This window comes from Priestia sp. 3CA3, from assembly GCF_056836725.1.
The window spans coordinates 1-19,024 of record NZ_JBXENJ010000025.1; the positions used below are offsets into that span (position 1 = coordinate 1).

Genomic DNA, 19,024 nt, shown 5'->3' on the forward strand with positions numbered 1-19,024 from the left:
TTTAAAAGCGTAAGCTTTACTCAGCAAACTGTTACCTAGTTTTGAGAGAACAATCTCTTGTCTGGTGGCGATAGCGAAGAGGTCACACCCGTTCCCATACCGAACACGGAAGTTAAGCTCTTTAGCGCCAATGGTAGTTGGGACTTTGTCCCTGTGAGAGTAGGACATCGCTAGGCATTTTTATTTTGCTTTTTTATCATCGCGGGGTGGAGCAGTTCGGTAGCTCGTCGGGCTCATAACCCGAAGGTCGCAGGTTCAAATCCTGTCCCCGCAACCAACATGGTCCCGTGGTGTAGCGGTTAACATGCCTGCCTGTCACGCAGGAGATCGCGGGTTCGATTCCCGTCGGGACCGCCATGTTTTAGAAACGAAACAATGTGTTTCGTCTTTTTTATTGTTTGAACTATTTTTATATAAAACTTTACCGTCCTTAGGAGCAATCCTAAGGAATTTTTTATATACAAAGAAATTTCTTTGTAGAATTGCGATGTTAAAGATTGTTGGATTTCTTACTGGATATGTATAGTCCACAACGTTTACAATATATATATACAGATTGAAATGAGGTTCTGAATGAATGACAGAGATTAATGAATTTACGTTTATGTCTACGTCTCCTGATGAAACTAATCAGCTGGCTGCTCGTCTAGCAACTTTATTAGAAGCTGGTGACGTGCTGCTGCTTGAAGGCGATTTGGGAGCTGGAAAGACAACATTCACAAAAAGTTTAGCTAAAGGCTTAGGAATTGAACGCAATGTGAATAGCCCGACATTTACTATCATTAAAGAATACAAAAGCGGTCGCCTTCCTCTTTACCATATGGATGTGTACCGTCTAGGGGATGAATTTGAAGACCTAGGGTTCGATGAGTATTTTGAAGGAGATGGCGTGACGGTCGTGGAGTGGGCTCACCTGATTGAAGAGCAGCTTCCTAATGAATATATTCAAATCAATATTTACCATGAAAACGAAACGACTCGTAAAATCCTTGTAAAAGCGATAGGCAGTCGGTACGTTGAAATATGTAAGGAGCTTTTTAAAAGATGAAAATGTTAGCCATTGATACATCCAATTTTGTCATGGGTGTTGCTGTCGTTGAAGAAAACAAAGTAATTGGAGAAATTATTACGAATCTAAAAAAGAATCACTCTGTTCGTGTGATGAACGCTGTGGAATCTTTGTTAAAAGATTGTGATATTGCGCCAAGCGAACTAGACCGTATTGTAGTGGCACACGGTCCCGGGTCCTATACCGGTGTACGCATTGGTGTTACCATTGCCAAGACACTTGCTTGGACTTTAAATATTCCTTTAATAGGTGTATCTAGCCTTGAGGCACTAGCAGCAAACGGTCGTTATTTTGATGGATATATTGCTCCGTTATTTGATGCGCGCCGTCAGCAGCTTTATACAGGACTATATGAATGGAATAACGAACGAGGTCTTGTAGAAGTTGAAAGTGATCGACTTGTTATTAATAAGGACTGGGCGGAACATTTAAAGTCATACAACAAACCTATTTTATTCATAGGCAATGATCTTTCCATGCATGAAGAGGCGTTAAAAGAAGTGTTGAGTGAACAAGCTGTATTTGCCCATGTTCAGCAGTTTAACCCAAGACCAAGTGAATTGGCTTTCTTAGGAATGAAGAAAGAGCCGCAGTCTGTGCATACTTTTGTTCCGAACTACATTCGTTTAGCTGAAGCAGAAGCCAACTGGCTTGCTTCACAGCAAAAAGGATAAAAGAAGGTATAACATGAAACTAACAATTAAGTTTCGTTTAATGGAAGTTAAAGATATTGATCAAGTAGTGAAAATCGAAGAGAAGTCTTTTACGACACCTTGGAGTGCAGAAGCATTTCAAAATGAGTTAACCAATAATCAATTTTCAACTTACATTGTGATGGAAGAAGGGGAAAATATTATTGGTTATTGCGGAACGTGGATTGTTATTGACGAAGCACATGTAACCAACATTGCGCTATTGCCAGACTACCGAGGCAAGGGACTGGGTGAATTGCTGCTGCGCAACGTGATGGACGTTCTTCGAAAACTAGGTGCTACGTCAATGACATTAGAAGTTAGGGTATCTAATCATATTGCACAATCATTGTATCAAAAGCTAGGTTTTAAACCTGGAGGTATTCGTAAGAATTATTATTCTGATAACAATGAGGATGCATTAGTTATGTGGGTGAATTTATGAATGAAAATCAATTAATTTTAGCATTAGAAACAAGCTGTGATGAGACAGCAGCAGCTGTGATTCGAAACGGTCATGAAATTGTAGCCAATGTGGTGGCCTCTCAAATAGAAAGCCATAAACGATTTGGCGGTGTCGTACCGGAAATTGCATCTCGTCATCATGTAGAACAAATTACAGTAGTAGTTGAAGAAACTTTAAATCAAGCGAACTTGAAGTTTGCAGATATAGATGCAATAGCTGTAACGGAAGGGCCAGGGCTTGTGGGAGCACTTCTTATTGGCGTAAATGCAGCCAAAGCGCTAGCATTTGCACATCAAAAGCCATTAATTGGTGTTCATCATATTGCAGGACATATTTATGCAAATCAGCTAATCAAAAAACTAGAATTCCCGCTCTTATCGCTAGTTGTATCTGGCGGGCATACGGAGCTTGTATACATGGAAAGTCACGGTCATTTTAAAGTGATCGGTGAAACAAGAGATGATGCAGCAGGAGAAGCCTACGATAAAGTAGCCCGCACGTTAAACCTTCCATATCCAGGCGGACCTCATATTGACCGCCTTGCACATGAAGGAGAGCCATTAATTGATTTGCCGCGTGCTTGGCTAGAAGAAGGATCCTATGATTTTAGTTTCAGTGGATTAAAATCAGCAGTTATTAACACTGTCCACAATGCGAAGCAAAAAGGTGAAGAGATTCTTCCACAAACACTTGCTGCTAGCTTTCAAGCGAGTGTCATTGATGTGTTAGTAACTAAAACGATTAAAGCTGCAAAGGAATATAACGTTAAGCAAGTTTTATTAGCAGGAGGAGTTGCTGCTAATAAAGGGCTTAGAGCAGCGCTAGAAGAGGCATTTGAACCCCTATCAAATATTGAGCTTATTATCCCGCCGCTATCTCTATGTACAGATAATGCCGCAATGATTGGAGCAGCAGCAAGCGTACGATTTGCTCAAGGAAAACGTTCAGATATGTCATTAAATGCAAACCCCGGTTTGGACTTGGAAGAGTAAGTGACGAATGAGATTTATTTCTCATTCGTCTTTTTTTTGTGGATAAAAATGATTTATCAACAATATTCAATAAATTTAGAATTGACTGTGGATAATTATGTGGAAAAGTCCGTGCACTCAGTACACGGACCTGTTATCAACAAGTTTTAATTATGAAAATCAGACAGATATCCACTATTTATTCACAGAGTGGATAAAGCTTGCTCTTAAGCGCATGAACAAGTAAATAGGATGAATAGATACGCAAAAATATAGGCTACTCTTCTAGAAGCAGCTGTAATTCTTCCCACTCTTCCATTAATGTGGATAACTGTGAAGAAATTTTTTCATTTTCACCGTTTAATCTTGATACTTCTTCGTGATTTTGATAAATTTCAGGGTCACAAAGAAGTTCTTCATTCGCTGCTTGGGCGGCTTCTAATTTGTTTACTTCAGTTTCAATTTCTTCAATGCGGCGCGTTCGCTGTCTCATCAATTTCTTTTGTTCTTTATCTTGTTTATAGGACTGTTTATCTACTTTTACCGTACGTTCTTCGTTTGCTTTTATATTTTCTAATTCTTTGATTTCCTCTATTTCTGCTTTCTTTTCTACATAATAGTCATAATCTCCAAGAAATTCTTCTACTCCTTCAGGAGATAGCTCTGCTATTTTATTGGCAATACGATTAATAAAATAACGGTCATGTGAAACAAATAATAGAGTCCCTGGGTAATCAATTAACGCATTCTCGAGTACTTGTTTGCTATCTAAATCAAGATGGTTAGTAGGTTCATCCAAAATTAAGAAGTTAGCTTTTTGAAGCATAAGCTTCGCAAGAGCCAAACGTGCTTTTTCACCACCGCTGAGCGTGGAAACGATTTTCAGTACATCATCACCTGAAAACAGAAAATTTCCAAGCGCTGTACGGATTTCTTTTTCAGGTTTGGCTGGGTAGTCATCCCAAAGTTCATTTAAAACGGTTTTATTAGACGTTAAATTGGCTTGCTCTTGGTCGTAATAACCAACCATTACATTTGAGCCAAAGGAAATGGTTCCAGTCTTGCAGCTGAGTTTATCCACAATGCCTTTTAATAAAGTTGATTTCCCCACGCCATTAGGACCAACCAACGCAAGGCTTTCCCCTTTTTTAATGCGAAGGTTTGCCTCTTGGACGACATAGTTGTGTTCATCATATCCGATAGACACATCTTCCAGATTTAAGACTTCATTTCCGCTTTGACGTTCAATTTCAAACGAAAAACTAGCTGATTTTTCGCCTTCGTTAGGTCGATTTATTAACTCCATTCGATCGAGCTGTTTACGTCTGCTTTGCGCACGTTTTGTAGTCGATGCGCGGGCGATGTTTCGCTGAATAAAATCATTCAGCTTTGCGACTTCATCTTGCTGCTTTTCGTACTGACGCAACTCTTTTTCATATCGCTCTGCTTTTTGTACAAGGTATTTAGAGTAGTTGCCCGTGTACTTCACCGTTGTTTTTTGTACGACTTCATACACTTGATTTACGACTTTATCAAGGAAGTAACGATCATGTGAAACGATTAAAATAGCTCCTTCATACCCTTGCAGAAACTGTTCCAGCCATGCTAAAGTTTCAATATCTAAGTGGTTGGTAGGCTCATCCAGAATAAGCAAATCAGGCTTTGTTAAAAGCAGTTTTGCAAGAGCCAGGCGCGTTTTTTGTCCACCGCTTAAGGAGGAAATAGGGGTGCTGTAGTCAAAGTTTGAAAAACGGAAACCGTGAAGAATAGATCGTGTATCCGCTTCATATTGATAGCCGCCTAAATCTTTAAACGTTACTTGAAGCTGATCATACTCTTTGGTTAATTTTTCGTATTGAACTGAATCATTAAAAATGTCTGGATCACCCATCTTCGTTTCAAGCGTACGTAATTCTTTTTCCATCTTCTTTAATGGAGCAAAGACAGTCATCATTTCTTCCCATATGGAGAGTGTTGACTCAAGAACTGTATCTTGTCCCATATAATCAATGGAAACACCCTTAGGTTTAATAATTTCTCCGCTGTCATAGGAAAGCTGCTCAGCAATAATTTTTAATAAAGTTGATTTACCAGCACCGTTTCGTCCCACTAGGGCAATGCGGTCTTTTGATTGTACTTCTAACTTTATATTCGATAAAATGGGTTCTGCCCCATAGTATTTTGTAATACCGTTCAATTGTAGAATAATCATTTTTTCACCTCTAGTAGTATATCCATAGTGTATTTTAACATATTTTTAACTACAAGTTCTTCCTACAAGCGTTTGTAATTTGTAGAGGGACAAGGACAAATGATGAAGCGAATGTTTTGATTCATGAAATAAAATGATTTTACCTGCACATTTTATACAGGATACTATGTTAAAATAAGAGATAAGTGCATCTCTGAACTTATCTATGATGGATGTAAAAAAATCCGTCATGACTAACAAACCGATCCTTTGAAGGGCTAATTGCTTCGTTCTACATACCGACTTTAAGGAGTGCTGAATAGACAAAAGCCGTCGAGGTGTGAAGCGGAGTATATATAAAACAAGAGAAAAGAGAGAGAATTGGAAGCGCTACCTCAAAGCGGTTGATGCTTTGTGAAAGGTAATGCAATATGACTTGAAAATGTTAGTAATGACATACATGAACTGAGGGGGTACAACGTGAACACTGAACAATTAAAAATACCACAAGCAACGGCTAAACGATTGCCGCTTTATTATCGTTTTTTGAAAAATTTGCATGCTTCTGGTAAACAGCGTGTGTCGTCAGCGGAGTTAAGTGAGGCAGTGAAAGTGGATTCTGCTACTATTCGTCGGGACTTTTCTTACTTTGGTGCATTAGGAAAAAAGGGATACGGCTACAATGTGAATTATTTACTTACATTTTTCCGTAAAACGTTAGACCAAGATGAAGTAACGAAAGTAGCACTGATTGGCGTAGGGAATCTAGGAACGGCCTTTTTAAATTATAATTTTATTAAAAATAATAACACCAAAATTGAGTGCGCTTTTGATGTGATAGAAGATAAAGTAGGTACGAAAGTAGGCGACGTGCCGGTCTATCATCTTGACCAATTGGAAGATTATATGAGTGATGACATCTCAGTAGCGATTTTAACCGTTCCTGCCACTGTTGCTCAGCAAATTACTGATCGTTTAGTGAGTTGCGGAATTAAAGGAATTTTAAACTTTACTCCTGCACGCTTAAACGTACCGGATGAGATTCGACTCCATCATATTGATCTTGCTGTAGAATTACAGTCGCTCGTCTACTTTTTGAAAAATTATCCTGTTGAATAAGGCGGACTGTGTTACGATTTCCTTAAGTCTAAATTAATAAGGAGAGTGGGAATATGGGGATTGGAGCAGGCAGTTGGATTATTATTGCGATTGTAGCACTGCTTATTTTTGGACCGAAACGGTTACCGGAGCTAGGAAGATCAGTGGGCCAAACGCTTAGAGAGTTTAAGCATGCCGCTAGTGGTGCATCAGAAGATCGTGAAAAAGATAAACAGCGTCAAGTAGATGACAAAGAGTAAAAGGGTGATCATAGTATGACCGAACAAGAAATGTCAATATATGATCATATAGGAGAGCTGCGAAAACGCATTTTAATTGTTTTATTTTTCTTTGTGATTGCCACAATTGGCGGCTTTTTTATAGCGGATAAGGTTATTGTCTATTTACAGCATGCTGATGAGGCAAAGAATTTAACGATGAATGCATTTCGGTTAACAGATCCAGTTAAGATTTATATGCAATTTGCTGTTATTATCGGCTGTGTACTTGCAGCTCCTGTTGCACTGTATCAACTTTGGGCATTTATTAGTCCTGGTTTATATGAAAAAGAGCGTAAGGTAACGCTTGGATATATTCCTGTTTCCATTTTTCTCTTTATCGGCGGTGTCTCTTTTTCTTATTTTGTGTTGTTTCCATTTGTCGTTGATTTTATGACGCGCGTTTCTGATGAGCTGAATGTAAACCAAGTGATTGGCATTAATGAATACTTTTCTTTTTTAATGCAGCTCACACTGCCTTTTGGCTTGTTGTTTCAGCTTCCTGTCGTCGTTATGTTTTTGACGCGTTTAGGAATTATAACGCCTATGTTTTTATCTCAAATTCGAAAATATGCCTATTTCGTACTGCTAGTTATTGCCGCACTTATTACACCACCGGAATTGCTCTCGCACATGATGGTGACAGTGCCGCTCTTAATTTTGTATGAAATCAGCATCATTATTTCCCGCATTTCGTATCGCAAAGTGTTAAAGGCAAGGGCAGAGCAAGAAAGAGAAGATGTTAGTATGTAAAAAAAACCACTGAAACAGTGGTTTTTTTATTTGGATGAATCATCTTGATTTTTATATTGCTGCTGCAATTTTTTAATTTTGTAGTGCAAGATAAAGATGCGAACCGCAAACCTGAAATCGAATGCGGCTACGAGTGCAAATAAGATTGTGGGGAAATTCCAGACGGTTTCCTGGGCATTTTGAATTGCCAAGTAGGTGAATAAAATCCCCATAATAATATAAATAAACCCTCGTGTTAAAGGGATATTCTTCATAAAAACATGCCTCCAAAAATGAACTGCATTTGTTCTGCTTGTTTTTGCATTTCTATAATTTTATCTGCAAAAATAGTTTGAGATAAAATAACGATTGTATTCATCAAAACATGAGCAATAATAGGTACAACAATTAGTCTCGTCCTTGCATAAAGGAATGCAAATACAAATCCCATAGCTGTATACACAAGTAAATGTTTAAAATCCCAGTGTACCGCAGCGAAAATAAGGGAACTAATAAATGCAGAGATAAAGAAATTGTATCGTTTGTGAAGAGAACCAAAAATAATCTTTCGGAAAATAATCTCTTCTAGTATTGGTCCAATAACAGACGTAACGACAATAAGGAACGGCGTTGCTTTAACAAGATTAACAATATTTTGTGTGTTTTCAGATACTTGGGTAATGCCAAGAGCGTGCTCAATCATACCTGCTACAGCTTGACCAGCCATAGCGAGAAACACCCCAAGGACTGACCAGACAACAGCAATCGTTTTTCCAGCATGTTCTATACGCATGGACATGTCACGGCGCAGCAGCAGTAAGACAATAAGTAAACCAAGGATAAAGCTAATGATAGTCCAATAAGTCAAAAGCATGACATTCGCTGTTCGAACTGGATAGTCATCAAACATTCCTGTTAATTTTAACAGCGGTATACCAACAACTCCTGAAAACTGCATAAGGATGTAGGTGAGGATAACATACCAATAACGTTTTTCCAATCTTCTATACTCCTTTAAAAGGTTTTTATGTATATATGTCGAAGAAGTACTGTAAAGTTAGTAATTTCTTCTTGCTCGTATTGTAACATACATATTATTGAACAGAGAAAAGAATGCTTTATTTCTCAAAATCGTCGAAATCTAAGACTATTATATGTAGTTGTCGTAAATTTTAAATTTTTTTTGTTTAATACTTGCAAAAAAAACCCACTTTGTTTTAATATAATAATTGTGTTAGCACTCGTTGAGGTTGAGTGCTAATAAAAATGCAAACATATTATTTGAGGAGGTTGTTTCACTTGTTAAAGCCATTAGGTGATCGCGTAGTGATTGAACTTGTAAAATCTGAGGAAAAAACAGCAAGCGGTATCGTGTTACCGGACAGTGCAAAAGAAAAGCCACAAGAGGGTAAAATTGTTGCTGTAGGTACAGGCCGAGTATTAGAAAGCGGTGAGCGTGTAGCTTTAGAAGTAGCTGCGGGCGATCGTATCATCTTCTCAAAATATGCGGGTACTGAAGTAAAATACGAAGGTACTGAATACTTAATTTTACGCGAAAGCGATATTTTAGCTGTAATCGGCTAATTTTAACCACAAACTTATCATACGTAAAAAATAGATTATTAAGAACATCTTGAGGAGGTCAAAGAACATGGCAAAAGACATTAAATTTAGCGAAGAAGCACGTCGCGCAATGCTACGTGGTGTAGATACATTAGCAAATGCTGTAAAAGTAACGCTTGGACCAAAAGGTCGTAACGTTGTATTGGAAAAGAAATTCGGTTCACCGCTTATTACAAATGACGGTGTAACAATTGCAAAAGAAATCGAATTAGAAGACGCATTTGAAAATATGGGTGCTAAATTAGTAGCCGAAGTTGCTAGCAAAACAAACGACGTTGCTGGTGACGGTACAACTACTGCAACAGTTTTAGCGCAAGCAATGATCAGAGAAGGTCTTAAAAACGTAACGGCTGGTGCTAACCCAATGGGTATCCGTAAAGGTATGGAAAAAGCAGTAGCTGTAGCGGTTGAAGAACTAAAAGCAATCTCTAAACCAATTCAAGGTAAAGATTCAATTGCTCAAGTAGCGGCTATCTCAGCAGCTGACGAAGAAGTAGGTCAATTAATTGCTGAAGCAATGGAGCGCGTTGGTAACGACGGCGTTATCACACTTGAAGAATCAAAAGGTTTCACAACTGAATTAGAAGTGGTAGAAGGTATGCAGTTTGACCGTGGATATGCATCTCCTTACATGGTAACTGATTCAGATAAAATGGAAGCTGTATTAGATGATCCATACATCTTAATCACAGACAAAAAAATCGGTAACATTCAAGAAATCTTACCGGTATTAGAGCAAGTTGTTCAACAAGGCAAGCCTCTATTAATCATTGCTGAAGACGTAGAAGGTGAAGCTTTAGCAACATTAGTTGTGAACAAACTTCGCGGTACATTTACAGCTGTAGCTGTTAAAGCTCCTGGTTTCGGTGATCGTCGTAAAGCAATGCTACAAGACGTTGCTATTCTAACAGGCGGAGAAGTAATTACTGAAGAGCTTGGTCTTGACTTAAAAACAGCAGGCATCGATCAATTAGGTCGCGCTTCTAAAATTGTTGTAACAAAAGAAAATACAACAGTTGTAAACGGTGCAGGAAACGCAGAAGATATCCTAGCACGCGTAAACCAAATCAAAGCTCAGCTTGAAGAAACAACTTCAGAGTTTGACCGTGAAAAATTACAAGAGCGCTTAGCAAAACTTGCTGGTGGCGTAGCTGTAATCAAAGTTGGTGCGGCAACTGAAACTGAGTTAAAAGAACGTAAATTACGTATTGAAGATGCATTAAACTCTACGCGTGCTGCGGTTGAAGAAGGTATCGTAGCTGGTGGTGGTACTGCATTAGTAAATATCTATAATAAAGTAGCAAGCATCGAAGCTGACGGTGACACTGCTACAGGTATCAACATCGTATTACGTGCGATTGAAGAGCCTGTACGTCAAATCGCTCACAACGCTGGGTTAGAAGGATCAGTAATCGTTGAGCGTCTAAAAGGCGAAGCAGTTGGAACTGGATTCAACGCTGCAACTGGCGAGTGGGTAAATATGCTAGACACTGGTATCGTTGACCCAACAAAAGTAACGCGTTCAGCTCTTCAAAATGCTTCTTCTGTAGCGGCTATGTTCTTAACAACTGAAGCAGTTGTTGCTGACAAGCCAGAAGAAGGCGGAGCTCCTGCAATGCCTGACATGGGCGGCATGGGTGGAATGGGCGGCATGATGTAATCACTGCCCTACCTAAAAAAGCGACCAAGTACTCACTTGGTCGCTTTTTTGTGTGCGTTAATATTTTCAGATTTTTTTAAAATTTGTTAAGATAGTACTATGTTTATTGGAAAACTTACTAAACTCAAGGCTTAACTGAGTTTTAAGGGGGAGCTTCGTTGATTCAGCTGGATCATATTAATAATAAATTAAACCAAGTATTAGAAAACATTGATCAAATTGTGATTGGAAAACGTCACGTATCTACGTTGAGTTTGGTTGCTTTGCTTGCCGAGGGCCATATTTTGCTTGAAGATGTACCGGGTGTAGGAAAAACGATGCTAGTGAAGGCACTGGCCAAATCAATTGATGCGGAATTTAAACGAATTCAATTCACGCCTGATTTGCTGCCGTCCGACGTAACAGGTGTTTCTATTTACAGTCCAAAAGACATGGAATTTCATTTTCGTCCAGGTCCTATCATGAGCCACATAGTACTCGCTGATGAGATTAACAGGACTTCTCCTAAAACACAATCGGCGCTTTTAGAAGCAATGGCTGAGCATCATGTAACAACCGATGGTATCACCCGGGAAATTCCGGCGCCTTTTTTTGTGATGGCTACTCAAAATCCCGTTGATTTTGATGGGACCTATCATTTGCCGGAAGCGCAGCTGGATCGTTTTTTATTCAAACTAAGCATGGGGTATCCTACGCAAGAAGAGGAGCTTCAAATTTTAAATGGCGTATCGACTCAAGTTAATCTTGAAGATGTCAAACCTGTTATGAGCGTTCCAGAATTAGTACAGGCTCAAAAAGCTGTAAGCAGTATTTATGTAGATGATACGATCAAGAACTATATCATTGAAATTATTCGCAAAACTCGCTCTCATCCACATGTTTCATTAGGTATTAGTCCTCGTGGCACGGTTTCCTTTATGAAGGCTATTCAAGCATATGCGTTAGTAAAGGGAAGAGATTACTGTCTTCCTGATGATGTTCAAGAGCTTGCTTCGTATGTGTGTGCACATCGATTAACGCTAAGACCTGATACTCAGTACAGCGGTTTAATAGCGAGTGATGTGATGAAGCAAATTATGGCTGATACGAAAGTACCTGTTAAAAGGTAAGAGGATAATTTATGAAACAGTATATAAAAGTGATATGGAACAAAGGTAGAGACTGGTTCGTTTTATTCTGCATCTTTACCGCTACGTTTTCTTACGCCATGTTTCAAGGAGGCTTTGTCAGCTGGTTTTTATTTTATAGCTTCTTACCTTTTGGATTATATGCGGTAGCCGTGTTGCTCTATCCGTTGAAGAAGTGGAATGTTGCTCGTGACGTGAAGCTACAGCCTCGATTCGCTGGAGATCATCTTTCGTATGACATTCACATTACACGCTCCTCGGCTTTTCCTGTTTATATGGCAGCCGTGAAAGAGGAGAGTAACCTTTTAGATCAAGAAGAAAGAACAATTTATCCGCTTTTTCAACGAAACGCTGTTATTCCGTATGAAAGATCGTTTGTAGAAAGAGGAGAATATGAATTTTTTACGATTTCGATTGAACTGAGTGATTTATTAGGCATCGTAAAAAAGAAGGCATATTTTCTACTGCAGCAGCGGTTTGTCGTGTATCCTCAAATCCATGAGATAGATATCCCGTTTCTTTTAGCGGGAATAGAAGAAGGAAAAAATGAAGTTTCGACGGGGAATCAATCTACTACGTTAGTGACAGGCATTAGAGAATACCAGCCGGGTGACCGATTAGGGTCTATCGATTGGAAGGCGACGGCTCGTAAAGCTACGTTGATTTCTAAAGAGTTTGGTCATTATCATGAACGGAGTATAATTATCATTGCAGATGTTATGGGCCCTCTATACTTTGAAGAGCGAATGAGCTTTCTGGCATCCATGCTCATTCATGAAGAAACCAAGCGTAAAAAAGTCGATTTTCTTTTAGCTGGAGATGCCCTTTTTTCGCAGAAAACCTCTGAACAAAGGGAGGCTGATAACCTGTTGCATCACTTAGCACGTGCACAGCCTATTAGCAATCGAGCATTCGAAACAGAATTTCAGAATATTGCTATTCAAAAGCAGCATTCTTTTATGGTAATTGTCAGTCAGGTTACAGGGACTCTTATTGGCCAGATTCAATCCAAGCTGAGCCCTCATGCTAAGGCTTCACTCATTGTCGTTAAAAATGAAGGAGCGGGGCTTAGTGACGAAGAGACAGTTATTGTCAATGGCATACAATCTTCTGCTTTAACGATTGAAGTCGTTCATATTGATCTTCCTCTATCACTAAAGGAAGTGAGGGCGGAAATAAGTGAATAAATCAGCTTGGTATGTAAAAAACGTCTTATTATACGCGGGAGCTTTCTTTTTATTAGTGGAATGGCTTCTCCCTTTAAATGAAGTCACTGATACGAATCAAATTCAATACTTTATCCTGTTTGTCGCTTACTGTTTTTTGAGCTTAACGTTTCGATTGCCGTTTATTGTGATGACGTTAGGGAGCATGTTGTTTATTTTGTTTTCACTTCACAGTCTCTATTTCCAAGGTGCCTTCTTTTCTTCAGAATGGCTTCCAAGACTTTTGGAAATTCTTCAGTCAGATGTACAAAGTATCATGGAGTGGAATATAGCGAATTTATCCTTTGAAATGAGGAGCACTTTATTTTTTATCCTGCTTTGGATTATGGCTTATTTAATTCGATACTGGATCTTTTATCAAAAAAGAATTTTCTTCTTTTTCTTCTTAACCATTTTGTATATTACCGTATTGGATACCTTTTCTACTTACGATGCCGGAGCTGCTATTATTCGCGTGACGATTATCGGATTTTTATTAGTAGCCATGCTTCGCATCAATCCTGAACGTATAAAAGGTGCTAGCACCGAGCGTTTAGAAAATAGAAAACGATCGTTTCTTTTTCTAGGCAGTTTTTTAGCCATTGTCATTGTGCTGGCTTATCTCGCCCCTAAACCAGGTCCGCAGTGGCCAGATCCGGTCCCTTTTATTGCAGCTCACACAACAAATCAAGGACAGGGAGAATCTGCAAGCGGTCAACGAATTGGCTATGATATGGACGATTCTAAATTGGGGGGATCCTTTGTCAATGATGATACGGTTGTGTTTACAGCTAAAGTAGAGGATGAGCACTATTGGCGTATTGAAACGAAGGATGTGTATACAGGTAAGGGCTGGGAGCTGTCTAAAGAGGAAGAAAAAGTGCCTTTCAAAGGAAATGAAAACTTACTCCCTCAATATGATTCAAGTGTTGCAGGAGAAGTAAGAAAAGCAGAAGTTACCTATTCGCAGCCTTCTGTTCATCTTATGCATGTTCCTCAACTGCTGTCTCTAACCTTAAAAAATGGCATTCAAACCGATGTTACACCGACAAATGAAAAATTATATCCTTATCAAAATGACAAACTTGTTACTGTTCAATCGTATGAGCTAACGTATAAATATCCTGTGTTTGATACCGGGCTTCTTCAGCAAGCAGAGGAGAAAAAGTCAGAGAGTCTAGAGAATAATAATGAATTTATAGCAAGGTATACACAGCTTCCTGCTAATTTGCCAAAACGAGTAAAGGATTTAGCTCGTACGATAACAAAAAATAAAAACAATCGCTATGAAAAAGCGAAAGCCGTTGAAGAATACTTCCGATTCAATCCATATGTATATGATACTGAAAATGTTCCAATTCCTACGAAGAATAAAGATTATGTGGATCAATTTTTATTTGATACAAAAAGAGGATACTGTGATAACTTCTCTACTTCTATGGTCGTGCTGCTTCGTTCATTAGATATTCCTGCTCGGTGGGTAAAGGGCTATACAGAAGGTGATGCCACCGTTATTTCAGGAAGTAGTAAGTGGACAACCTATGAAATTACACAAAATAATGCTCATTCTTGGGTCGAAGTCTATTTTCCAGGAGCGGGCTGGGTACCTTTTGAACCAACAAAAAGTTTTTCTAATCCTTATGATTTTGTAGATAACCAACCTAACAACTCTAGTGAAAATAGTCAAAGGGAAGAAGAGAAACAAGAAACGCAAGTCAAGGAGCAGCCTAAGAAGAAAGAGCTTCCGGCACAAGAGAAAAGAGAGAAAGAAAAAACAGCTTCTCTTCAAAATGCTAAGTTGTCTATGAAATGGAAAGTGCTTTTCTACGGACTGATTGTAGTTATGTTAATAGTAATATATCTCAATCGATTTAAATGGTTTTTACCTTTTTATATCTCTTTTTATAAAAAGAAAGAGAGTGTGGAAACCTTTGAATCAGCGTATGCTTTTTTACTTAAAAGACTCGCTGCAAATGGACTAAAACGGCAAGAAAATCAAACGCTGCGCGACTTTGCAGGAGAAGTAGACGAAAAATTAAATACGGTAAATATGCTAAAATTAACGGAAAAATACGAGCGGGTTTTATATCGAAATGCAGATTCCATAAAAGAATGGAAAGAGTCGATTGAATTGTGGGAAAATTTAATCAAAAAAACGAGTTCTTGACCATTGTTTCGCGGATTGATAGAATATTCTCGAACTTACTATAAATGTTTCGTATACCTTCATATATCCTCGATAATATGGTTCGAGAGTCTCTACCGGGTCACCTTAAACGATCTGACTATGAAGGCAGAACAGTCTATTTGACGATAAACGTCGTGCTCAACTAGACTTCTGCCTTTGTTTTTTGAGGGAGAAGTCTAGTTTTTTTTATATTTTAGGGCATAATAACAAGTGATTATTTACACATTCGGAGAGGTGAACAAGATGGAAGGCATGATTGTTGTATTAGATTTTGGTAGTCAATATAACCAACTGATTACGCGTCGCATTCGCGAGTTCGGAGTATATAGTGAATTGCATCCGCACACAATTACAGCAGAAGAGATTAAAGCATTAAATCCAAAGGGAATTATTTTCTCTGGAGGCCCAAACAGTGTGTACGGTGAAAACGCATTTCACTGCGATGAAAACATTTTTGAATTAGGTATTCCTGTTTTAGGTATTTGTTATGGAATGCAATTAATGACTCATCATTTTGGCGGGAAGGTAGAAGGTGCTAGCCATCGTGAATATGGTAAAGCAGCGATTAACGTACAAAACGATTCATTAATGTACCATGAGTTGCCAAAAGAACAAGTTGTTTGGATGAGTCACGGTGATTTAGTTGTAGAAACACCAGCTGGTTTTGAAGTGGACGCAACTAGCCCATCTTGTCCAATTGCCGCAATGAGTAACAAAGAAAAGAATATGTACGGAGTGCAGTTTCATCCAGAAGTTCGCCATTCAGTGCACGGTAACCATATCTTAAAGAACTTCGTGTTTGAAGTATGTCATGCTGAAGCAAACTGGTCAATTGAGAACTTCATTGAAGTTGAAATGGATAAAATCCGTGAAACAGTTGGAGATAGAAAAGTACTTTGCGCACTTAGCGGCGGAGTAGACTCTTCGGTAGTAGCTGTATTAATTCATAAAGCAATTGGTGATCAGTTAACATGTATGTTCGTAGATCACGGTTTATTACGTAAAGGTGAAGCTGAAAGCGTAATGGAAACATTTAGCGAAGGCTTTAATATGAACGTAATTAAAATCGATGCAAAAGATCGCTTCTTAGAAAAATTAAGCGGTGTATCAGATCCTGAACAAAAGCGTAAAATCATCGGTAATGAATTTATTTATGTATTCGATGACGAAGCTGCTAAATTAAAAGGGTTTGATTTCCTAGCTCAAGGTACGCTATACACAGATATTATCGAGAGTGGGACAGCTACAGCTCAAACGATTAAATCTCACCATAATGTAGGTGGATTACCGGAAGATATGCAGTTCAAACTAATCGAACCGTTAAACACGCTATTCAAAGATGAAGTACGTGCATTAGGTTCTGAATTAGGTATTCCTGATAACATCGTTTGGCGTCAGCCTTTCCCAGGACCAGGTCTAGGTATTCGTGTACTTGGTGCAATTACGGAAGAGAAGTTAGAAATTGTACGTGAGTCGGATGCTATTTTACGTGAAGAGATTGCAAAAGCAGACTTAGAGCGCGATATCTGGCAATACTTTACGGTTCTTCCTGACATCCGCAGTGTAGGTGTAATGGGAGATGCTCGTACGTATGATTACACAATCGGTATTCGTGCTGTTACATCGATTGATGGTATGACTTCTGACTGGGCGCGTATTCCTTGGGATGTGCTTGAAGTTATCTCAACGCGTATTGTAAACGAAGTTAAGCATATTAACCGCGTAGTGTATGATATTACAAGTAAGCCACCTGCAACAATTGAATGGGAATAATATGTAAGAAAACCGAACAAACGAACATTCTTTTATAAGAATGTTCGTTTTTTGTTGACTTTTTTAAAAAGTTAATGGTAGGATAGTAACATAAAACAGCGAGATATAGCTTTAATGTCGTATAATCTTGGGGATAAGGCCCAAAAGTTTCTACCGAGCTACCGTAAATGGCTTGACTACGAGAAAGTAATACATGTATGTATAAAAATCTTTTGTTTTTTGCTCATACATTTCTCTTTTAGTCGATTTTATGCCTTTACGCGCCATAGTGTAGAGGCATTTTTTATGGCTTGCCTAAGTGCATGCGGCTTCTATAAAGGGAGGAAAAAACGTGAAGAAGTATTTTCGTTTTGAAGAGCTGGGTACTAGCTACCGAAAAGAGTTTATAGCTGGCCTTACAACTTTTCTATCTATGGCTTACATTTTATTTGTTAATCCATCTGTGCTATCACTAAGTGATGTAAAGGATCTACCTGACAGTATGAGAATGGACCAAGGGGCTGTATTTACAGCTACTGCTTTAGCGGCAGCTTTGGGATCAATTGTTATGGGAGTGCTTGGTAGATATCCAATTTCATTAGCTCCAGGTATGGGATTAAACGCATTTTTTGCTTATACAGTTGTTCTGACGATGGGAATTCCATGGCAGACGGCTTTAACGGGTGTTATGATATCAGGTGTTATTTTTATTCTTTTAACATTAACAAGCCTGCGAGAAAAAATTATTAATTCTATTCCTATTGAATTAAAAATGGCTGTTGGAGCAGGTATTGGTTTATTTATTAGTTTTATTGGTATGAAAGGTGCGGGAATCATCGTCAAAGATGATGCCACATTCGTTGGACTGGGTGATTTGACGAACCCAACAACATTACTTGCGGTTTTTGGTATTGTCATTACTATTGTATTAATGGTGCTTCGAGTAAATGCAGCTGTATTTATCGGTATGATTGTAACGGCTGTAGCAGGTATGGCTTTTGGGTTAATTGATACACCTAAAGCAGTGGTTTCATCGGTTCCTAGTCTTGACCCGACGTTTGGGGCAGCTTTCCAAAATATCGGTGATATCTTTACTGTAAAGATGCTAGTCGTCATTTTAACTTTCTTATTCGTTGATTTCTTCGATACAGCAGGTACGATGGTTGCTGTAGCGAGTCAAGCTGGGCTTATGAAAGATAATAAGCTTCCGCGAGCGGGCAGAGCGTTATTGGCAGATTCTAGTGCGATTGTAGTTGGTGCTGTTCTTGGTACCTCATCAACAACAGCTTACGTAGAGTCTACGGCTGGAGTAGCAGCGGGCGGACGTTCAGGATTTACTGCAATTGTAACGGCGGCGTTTTTCTTAGTTGCACTGTTCTTTTCTCCGTTGTTAGCGGTCGTAACACCAGCTGTTACTGCGCCAGCTTTAATTACGGTAGGAGCTCTGATGGTGTCAAACTTAGGAGAAATCAATTGGAAAGAGTTCGAAGTGGCAGTTCCGGCATTTTTCACGGTGATCATGATGCCATTAACGTACAGTATTGCAACAGGCATTGCGGTTGGCTTTATCTTTTATCCTATTACAATGTTATGCAGCAAGCGTGGAAAAGAAGTGCATCCCATTATGTATGCTCTCTGTATCATCTTCATACTCTATTTCGCGTTCTTAGCAGAATAGTTTAAATAAAAAAGCTCAGTTTAATGACTGGGCTTTTTTTTTATGGTAAGATAAGAAAACTGCATAGCGGCTAGATTGCTATTGTAATAGAGGTTAATTGGTTACTTTACTGAAGGTTTACTTCATTAACTTTTTTATTTATAAAGTTTTTTAGAAAAACGATTGACTCTATATATTATATATGGTAAATTATTAAATGTCGCTGATGAACAGCGCAGTTGAGAGAAACATCTTAAAAAAGATGTTGACATCAAAATAATAGAATGTTATACTGATAAAGTTGCTTCAGAGCGA

The 19,024-nt window shown here is 38.7% G+C and carries 17 protein-coding genes, 2 tRNA genes, 1 rRNA gene and 2 riboswitches; of the genes, 17 read left to right on the forward strand and 3 right to left on the reverse strand.

Features of this window, described 5'->3' with window-relative positions; all coding sequences use genetic code 11:
• Positions 1-60: 60 nt before the first annotated feature.
• The 7 genes from rrf (at position 61) to tsaD (ending at position 3,219) form a co-directional block, all read left to right on the forward strand.
• A 5S ribosomal RNA gene (gene rrf / locus AC1VNJ_RS26240) occupies positions 61-176 on the forward strand.
• Between the two features lie 24 nt (positions 177-200).
• Positions 201-277: transfer RNA gene (locus AC1VNJ_RS26245), tRNA-Met, on the forward strand.
• Positions 278-281: 4 nt separating this feature from the next.
• Positions 282-357: transfer RNA gene (locus tag AC1VNJ_RS26250), tRNA-Asp, on the forward strand.
• Between the two features lie 220 nt (positions 358-577).
• Positions 578-1,048, forward strand: coding sequence for a tRNA (adenosine(37)-N6)-threonylcarbamoyltransferase complex ATPase subunit type 1 TsaE (tsaE, locus tag AC1VNJ_RS26255; protein WP_013081426.1), 471 nt, complete (start codon positions 578-580; stop codon positions 1,046-1,048).
• A complete protein-coding gene (gene tsaB / locus AC1VNJ_RS26260; RefSeq protein ID WP_028412695.1) occupies positions 1,045-1,743 on the forward strand; it encodes a tRNA (adenosine(37)-N6)-threonylcarbamoyltransferase complex dimerization subunit type 1 TsaB in 699 nt (232 codons plus the stop codon). Before tsaE ends, tsaB begins: the two co-directional genes overlap by 4 nt.
• 13 nt (positions 1,744-1,756) lie before the next feature.
• Positions 1,757-2,206, forward strand: a complete 450-nt coding sequence (rimI, locus tag AC1VNJ_RS26265) for a ribosomal protein S18-alanine N-acetyltransferase (protein ID WP_028412696.1) — start codon at positions 1,757-1,759, stop codon at positions 2,204-2,206.
• Positions 2,203-3,219: a tRNA (adenosine(37)-N6)-threonylcarbamoyltransferase complex transferase subunit TsaD gene (gene tsaD, locus AC1VNJ_RS26270; protein ID WP_154990999.1), complete on the forward strand. Its 1,017-nt coding sequence runs from the start codon at positions 2,203-2,205 to the stop codon at positions 3,217-3,219. The genes rimI and tsaD overlap by 4 nt, the downstream gene beginning before the upstream one ends.
• 256 nt (positions 3,220-3,475) lie before the next feature.
• On the opposite strand, the gene AC1VNJ_RS26275 is transcribed toward tsaD, so the two are convergent.
• Entirely contained in the window at positions 3,476-5,410 is a 1,935-nt protein-coding gene (locus AC1VNJ_RS26275; protein ID WP_482641580.1) for an ABC-F family ATP-binding cassette domain-containing protein, read from the reverse strand.
• 459 nt (positions 5,411-5,869) lie between these two features.
• On the opposite strand from AC1VNJ_RS26275, the gene AC1VNJ_RS26280 reads away from it, so the two are divergent.
• From AC1VNJ_RS26280 to tatC, 3 genes are read left to right on the forward strand one after another with little or no spacing between them, the layout of a single operon-like run.
• Positions 5,870-6,508 carry a redox-sensing transcriptional repressor Rex gene (locus AC1VNJ_RS26280; protein ID WP_028410376.1) on the forward strand — a complete coding sequence of 213 codons (639 nt, stop codon included), beginning with the start codon at positions 5,870-5,872 and terminating at the stop codon, positions 6,506-6,508.
• A gap of 53 nt (positions 6,509-6,561) precedes the next feature.
• Entirely contained in the window at positions 6,562-6,747 is a 186-nt protein-coding gene (tatA, locus tag AC1VNJ_RS26285) for a twin-arginine translocase TatA/TatE family subunit (RefSeq protein WP_013055022.1), read from the forward strand.
• A 15-nt stretch (positions 6,748-6,762) separates the two neighbouring features.
• On the forward strand, positions 6,763-7,518 hold the full coding sequence (tatC, locus tag AC1VNJ_RS26290) for a twin-arginine translocase subunit TatC (protein ID WP_013055023.1): 756 nt from the start codon (positions 6,763-6,765) through the stop codon (positions 7,516-7,518).
• A 26-nt stretch (positions 7,519-7,544) separates the two neighbouring features.
• On the opposite strand, the gene AC1VNJ_RS26295 is transcribed toward tatC, so the two are convergent.
• Positions 7,545-7,772 (reverse strand): YdiK family protein, encoded by a 228-nt coding sequence (locus AC1VNJ_RS26295; RefSeq protein ID WP_013055024.1) that lies wholly within the window; start codon positions 7,770-7,772, stop codon positions 7,545-7,547.
• The gene (locus AC1VNJ_RS26300) at positions 7,769-8,497 is read right to left on the reverse strand and encodes a CPBP family intramembrane glutamic endopeptidase (RefSeq protein ID WP_028412699.1); all 729 of its coding nucleotides are present in this window, start codon (positions 8,495-8,497) and stop codon (positions 7,769-7,771) included. The genes AC1VNJ_RS26295 and AC1VNJ_RS26300 overlap by 4 nt, the downstream gene beginning before the upstream one ends.
• 299 nt (positions 8,498-8,796) lie before the next feature.
• Between AC1VNJ_RS26300 and groES the strand changes: the two genes are divergently transcribed.
• The 7 genes from groES to AC1VNJ_RS26335 all read left to right on the forward strand — a co-directional run bounded on the left by groES (position 8,797) and on the right by AC1VNJ_RS26335 (position 18,730).
• Positions 8,797-9,081 (forward strand): co-chaperone GroES, encoded by a 285-nt coding sequence (groES, locus tag AC1VNJ_RS26305; protein ID WP_013055026.1) that lies wholly within the window; start codon positions 8,797-8,799, stop codon positions 9,079-9,081.
• Positions 9,082-9,148: 67 nt separating this feature from the next.
• Positions 9,149-10,780, forward strand: coding sequence for a chaperonin GroEL (gene groL, locus AC1VNJ_RS26310; RefSeq protein ID WP_028412700.1), 1,632 nt, complete (start codon positions 9,149-9,151; stop codon positions 10,778-10,780).
• 158 nt (positions 10,781-10,938) lie between these two features.
• The gene (locus AC1VNJ_RS26315) at positions 10,939-11,889 is read left to right on the forward strand and encodes an AAA family ATPase (protein ID WP_034265622.1); all 951 of its coding nucleotides are present in this window, start codon (positions 10,939-10,941) and stop codon (positions 11,887-11,889) included.
• Between the two features lie 11 nt (positions 11,890-11,900).
• Positions 11,901-13,094: a DUF58 domain-containing protein gene (locus AC1VNJ_RS26320; protein WP_232216968.1), complete on the forward strand. Its 1,194-nt coding sequence runs from the start codon at positions 11,901-11,903 to the stop codon at positions 13,092-13,094.
• Positions 13,087-15,279, forward strand: coding sequence for a transglutaminase TgpA family protein (locus AC1VNJ_RS26325; protein ID WP_482641581.1), 2,193 nt, complete (start codon positions 13,087-13,089; stop codon positions 15,277-15,279). The genes AC1VNJ_RS26320 and AC1VNJ_RS26325 overlap by 8 nt, the downstream gene beginning before the upstream one ends.
• A 39-nt stretch (positions 15,280-15,318) precedes the next feature.
• Positions 15,319-15,420: riboswitch (purine riboswitch) on the forward strand.
• Positions 15,421-15,543: 123 nt separating this feature from the next.
• Entirely contained in the window at positions 15,544-17,073 is a 1,530-nt protein-coding gene (gene guaA, locus AC1VNJ_RS26330) for a glutamine-hydrolyzing GMP synthase (RefSeq protein WP_028412703.1), read from the forward strand.
• A gap of 97 nt (positions 17,074-17,170) precedes the next feature.
• Positions 17,171-17,272: riboswitch (purine riboswitch) on the forward strand.
• A 132-nt stretch (positions 17,273-17,404) separates the two neighbouring features.
• Entirely contained in the window at positions 17,405-18,730 is a 1,326-nt protein-coding gene (locus tag AC1VNJ_RS26335; protein ID WP_013055032.1) for an NCS2 family permease, read from the forward strand.
• The last annotated feature ends 294 nt before the right edge of the window (positions 18,731-19,024 follow it).